The sequence below is a fragment of the Kitasatospora kazusensis genome, assembly GCF_039529945.1.
GTDB lineage: Bacteria > Actinomycetota > Actinomycetes > Streptomycetales > Streptomycetaceae > Kitasatospora > Kitasatospora kazusensis.
In genome coordinates, this window is record NZ_BAAANT010000106.1 from 1 (window position 1) to 3828 (window position 3828).

General features: G+C 68.9%; 6 protein-coding genes and 1 pseudogene. 4 read left to right on the forward strand and 3 right to left on the reverse strand.

Annotation, left to right across the window (positions count from 1 at the left end; all coding sequences use genetic code 11):
• Positions 1 to 239, reverse strand: a 239-nt coding sequence (locus tag ABD330_RS32050) for a helix-turn-helix domain-containing protein (RefSeq protein WP_344469834.1), incomplete at its 3' end; no start/stop codon positions are given.
• Between the two features lie 155 nt (positions 240 to 394).
• Here ABD330_RS32050 and ABD330_RS32055 point away from each other — a divergent pair.
• Positions 395 to 1285 (forward strand): L,D-transpeptidase family protein, encoded by an 891-nt coding sequence (locus ABD330_RS32055; RefSeq protein ID WP_344469835.1) that lies wholly within the window; start codon positions 395 to 397, stop codon positions 1283 to 1285.
• Positions 1286 to 1292: 7 nt separating this feature from the next.
• On the opposite strand, the gene ABD330_RS32060 is transcribed toward ABD330_RS32055, so the two are convergent.
• Both ABD330_RS32060 and ABD330_RS32065 read right to left on the reverse strand, forming a co-directional pair.
• Positions 1293 to 1787 carry an NUDIX hydrolase gene (locus tag ABD330_RS32060; RefSeq protein ID WP_344469836.1) on the reverse strand — a complete coding sequence of 165 codons (495 nt, stop codon included), beginning with the start codon at positions 1785 to 1787 and terminating at the stop codon, positions 1293 to 1295.
• 229 nt (positions 1788 to 2016) lie between these two features.
• Positions 2017 to 2226: a hypothetical protein gene (locus ABD330_RS32065; protein WP_344469837.1), complete on the reverse strand. Its 210-nt coding sequence runs from the start codon at positions 2224 to 2226 to the stop codon at positions 2017 to 2019.
• A gap of 331 nt (positions 2227 to 2557) precedes the next feature.
• Here ABD330_RS32065 and ABD330_RS32070 point away from each other — a divergent pair, with 331 nt between their 5' ends.
• From ABD330_RS32070 to ABD330_RS32080, 3 genes and pseudogenes are all read left to right on the forward strand, one after another.
• Complete coding sequence (locus ABD330_RS32070) at positions 2558 to 3388, forward strand: helix-turn-helix domain-containing protein (protein ID WP_344469839.1); 831 nt, start codon at positions 2558 to 2560, stop codon at positions 3386 to 3388.
• The gene (locus ABD330_RS32075; protein ID WP_344469838.1) at positions 3385 to 3588 is read left to right on the forward strand and encodes a DUF397 domain-containing protein; all 204 of its coding nucleotides are present in this window, start codon (positions 3385 to 3387) and stop codon (positions 3586 to 3588) included. Before ABD330_RS32070 ends, ABD330_RS32075 begins: the two co-directional genes overlap by 4 nt.
• Before the next feature lie 41 nt (positions 3589 to 3629).
• A pseudogene (locus tag ABD330_RS32080) lies at positions 3630 to 3734 on the forward strand (DUF397 domain-containing protein); the annotation flags it as partial.
• Positions 3735 to 3828 lie beyond the last annotated feature (94 nt).

The window sequence follows — 3828 nt, forward strand, 5'->3', positions numbered from 1 at the left end:
ACCGACGACACCTCCGCCAGGTACGCCAGATCCCCGGTCTTCTTCCAGGCCGTCAGCATCGCGCTGGTGGCGTTGTAGTTGACCCGCTCCCGGCGCAGCGTCCACGCCTCGGTACGGGCGGCGAGTGCCATGTTGTAGACCTTCCGGACACAGCCGAAGGTGCGCGACAGCTCGGCCGCCTGCGCATCCGTCGGGTAGAAGCGGTACCGATACGCCCGCTTCACGTGAGCCGTGGTCATACCTCGCAACCTAGCGTGACTGTCAGTAGCAGACCAAATCCCACAGGTTACGGCGCTGCGGTCCGCCCAATGGCGAAACGCTGCCCGCTGCCCTGCTCCGCAGGAGATCCGATTCCTCCCCGGCCTGAAGGCCGGGGTCTCCTTGGAGGTATCCGATGACCAGTCCCGAGCACGACCCCGCGCCGTCGCGACCGCCCGGTGCGACCGCCGTCTCCCGGCGACGGCCAGGCCCGGGGGGCTGGCACCGGCGGCGGCTCCGTCGGGCGGGCGCGACGGCCGCGGGGGCCACGGCGATCGCCGTGGTCGCCACGACCTGCCTGATGCTCGGGGTCGGCCGGCCACAGCCGCCGGAGGTCCCGGCCGACGGAGCCCGGCACAGCAGGTACGGCGAGGCACCGCAGCCCTCGCCCGCCCAGGCGGCCCCGCAGGCCGTCGTCCCGGCCGCCGAGGCGGCCGTCGACGGGCTGCCGGGGGTCGGCCGGGCCCTCGGCTCCAGGATCCCCGCGGAGAGCAGGCAGCTGGTACTGGTCACGGGCCACGGCCGCGACTCCTCCGACAGCACCCTGACGGTCTGGAACTGCAACGCCGCCGGCCACTGGGAAGCGGTGGCGACCTGGCCGGCCCACAACGGCTTCCACGGCTGGACGTACCAGCACACCCTGGACGACCTGCGCAGCCCGATCGGCCTCTACACCCTGGGCGACGCGGGCGGCCGCAGACCCGACCCGGGCGGCAGGCTGCCCTACCACCAGGACGACCGCTTCGAGGCGGACGGTACGGGCTTCGCCGACGAGCGGCTCGAAGGCTCCTTCGACTACGTGATCGCCATCGACTACAACCGCATCACCGGCACCTCCCCGCTCGACACCCGCAGACCTCAGGGCAGCTTCCGGGGCGGCGGCATCTGGCTGCACGTCGACCACGGCGGACCGACCCACGGCTGCGTCACCGTCAGCGAACAGCACATGGTCGACCTCCTCCGCCTCCTCGACCCCGCCGCCCACCCGGTCATCGTGATGGCGGACGCGGCGGCACTCGCGGCCTGAGGGTGGGCTACGCGGCGAGGGCGCCGTCGACCAGCAGGGCGGCCGACCCCTGGACGGCGTACCAGGCCAGGGCCTCGCTGATGCGCAGCACGTCGCGGTCGGCGCAGACGGCGGAGAGCTTCTGCGGGGTGGTCCAGCCGAAGCCCGGCGGGTCCGGATTTCGGGCCTGGGCCTGGGCTGCTTGATCGTGCGTCAGCCGTACGGTGAAGACGAAGGCGTATCCTTCGCGGCTGCCCGTGGACGGGTCGGCGGGCGAGTAGTCGACGGCGGCGAGGTCGGCGCCGGTGAACGGCAGGGCGATCCCGAGCTGCGCGGCGACCAGACGGCGGACGGTGCGGTGTGCGGGTTCGTCCTGTTTTGCCTGCCCGCCGGGCAGCCGCCGGTACGGGCCGCCGGCCGCATCGAGCAGGAGCACCCGCTCGTCGTCCGGGTGGACCAGTACGGCCTGGCCGGCGATCCGCCGGGGCGGCGGACTCATGAAGGACGTTCCGTCCTGGGTCATCCGGCTAACTCCGTTCGGTTCTCGTACAGCTGTGCGCGGAGCCGGACCCGCTGGACGTACCGCCCGGCCCGCTCGAAGCCGGTCAGGCAGTACGGGAGGGTCACGAGCCCGCTGTCCGCCGGGATCTGCGGCCCCGGAGCGACCAGCGTCTGACGGTCACAGCAGACACAACGCCCCAGCCGCCACTGGTGGTTGGGCGGCAAGGGGACGGGTGACAGTGCGGGCGCGGTCATCCCCGCCGCCGGATGAACGGCCCGGAGGCGGTCGCGCAGACCATGACCAGCGGGCAGGCGGTGAACATGAACAGCATGGCCCGGGTGGAGAAGCTCGCGCCGTCATCGAGCGGCAGCATCACCAGCAGCCCCGCACCCACGCTCACCACGACGGTGACCGCCGCGACAATCAACAAGTCGGCCGAAGAGCTGCGCCGGGGGCTCACTGCTCCACTCCACTGCCGCCTGTCACCGCGAGCAGACTCCGGCACCGGGCGCACGAACAGCCTTCGTACGCCTGCGGGATGAGACCGGTCGCCCGCCGGGAGAGCTGGGGGTCGTAGTCGTCCAGCGGTGACCAACCCGGAGGAAGGCCAGGGGCGCTGACCGTCGGATCCTTCACCCCGATCCGGGGCGTAGCCGGCGCCTGAGGGGGTGGTGAAGGCTCTCTGTGCGCGCTCATTGTCGCTCCTCTCCGTAGTCGTTCCACTACCAGGGCGACTCACTGTCCCGTACAGTCAGGGCGTCTTCAACCTGTCAGAGCGGAAGGAAGACTAGATCTTGAACCGTCTGGAGTTGGATCCGTACGCATCCCCGAGCGCCGCTTTCGGCGCCCAACTCCGCAGCTCACGCGAGGCGAACGGCTGGACACAGGACGAGCTGGGCGCGCGGATGGAGTACTCGGGGACGCATGTCTCGGCCGTGGAAACCAGTCGCAAGTCAGCAACGCTGCGTTTCGCGCGCAGAGCTGACGCCGTGTTCGGGACAGGCAGCCTGTTCGTGGACATGTGCCGGGACATCAGAAACACGTCGATTCTCGAAGGCTTCCCGGAGTACGTCGCCCATGAGGCACGGGCGGTTGAGCTTCGGCTCTTCGAACTGGGCATCATCCCTGGCTTGCTGCAGACGCCGGAGTATGCGGCAGCGATCACGACCGGAGCTGTTCGGCGGGGCAGCATTACTCAGGCCCAAGCAGCTGAACGGCTGAACCTCCTTGCCGCTCGCCAGAAGCTCCTTGACCGACAGCCTACGCCGCTGCTTCATGCTGTCCTTGACGAGAGCTGTATCCGGCGGACGGTCGGCGGCGAAGAGACCATGGGCGCGCAGCTCGACTTTCTGCTTGCCCTCGCCGAGTTGCCGCATGTGGTCATTCAGATCGCCCCGTACGGCATAGGTGAGGCTCGTAGTTTTGACCTGCCGGTCTACCTGCTGGCGCTGCCGGATCGGTCAGTGGGTGCTTACTCGGAGTCCACGCAGCAAGGACACTTCGCGCGCGATGCTGAAGCCGTGCGGCCGCTGTTGACCGCCTACCATCAGCTACAGGTAGAAGCGCTGTCGCAGGCCGCATCCGTGGCGCTGATTGGCAAGGCACGAAGGGAACTCCAGTGACCGAACCCGCATGGTTCAAGTCCTCCTACAGCAGCAACGGCGGCGCCTGCGTCGAGGTGGCCACCAACCTTGTCGCCACTCAAGCCATCGTCCCGGTCCGTGACTCCAAGGACCCCGAGGGCCCGGCGTTGGTCTTCTCGCGGGATGCGTGGACTGCCTTCGCCCGAAGCGTGGCAGTCGGGGAGTTCGGCGACGTCTGACCCGTGTGCAGATCGGCGAGACCAGACTGAAGGGAACTCCAGTGACCGAGCCCGAATGGTTCAAGTCCTCGTACAGCAGCAACGGCGGCGACTGCGTTGAGGTGGCCACCAACCTTGCTGATGCTCAAGCCATCATTCCTGTCCGTGGGCTTGATCCGCTTTGACGGACACCTGAGATCAGGGGCTTCGGCCCCGGAAGGATGATGTCCATCATGGAGAGCATGGGGAAGAAGAAGCCGC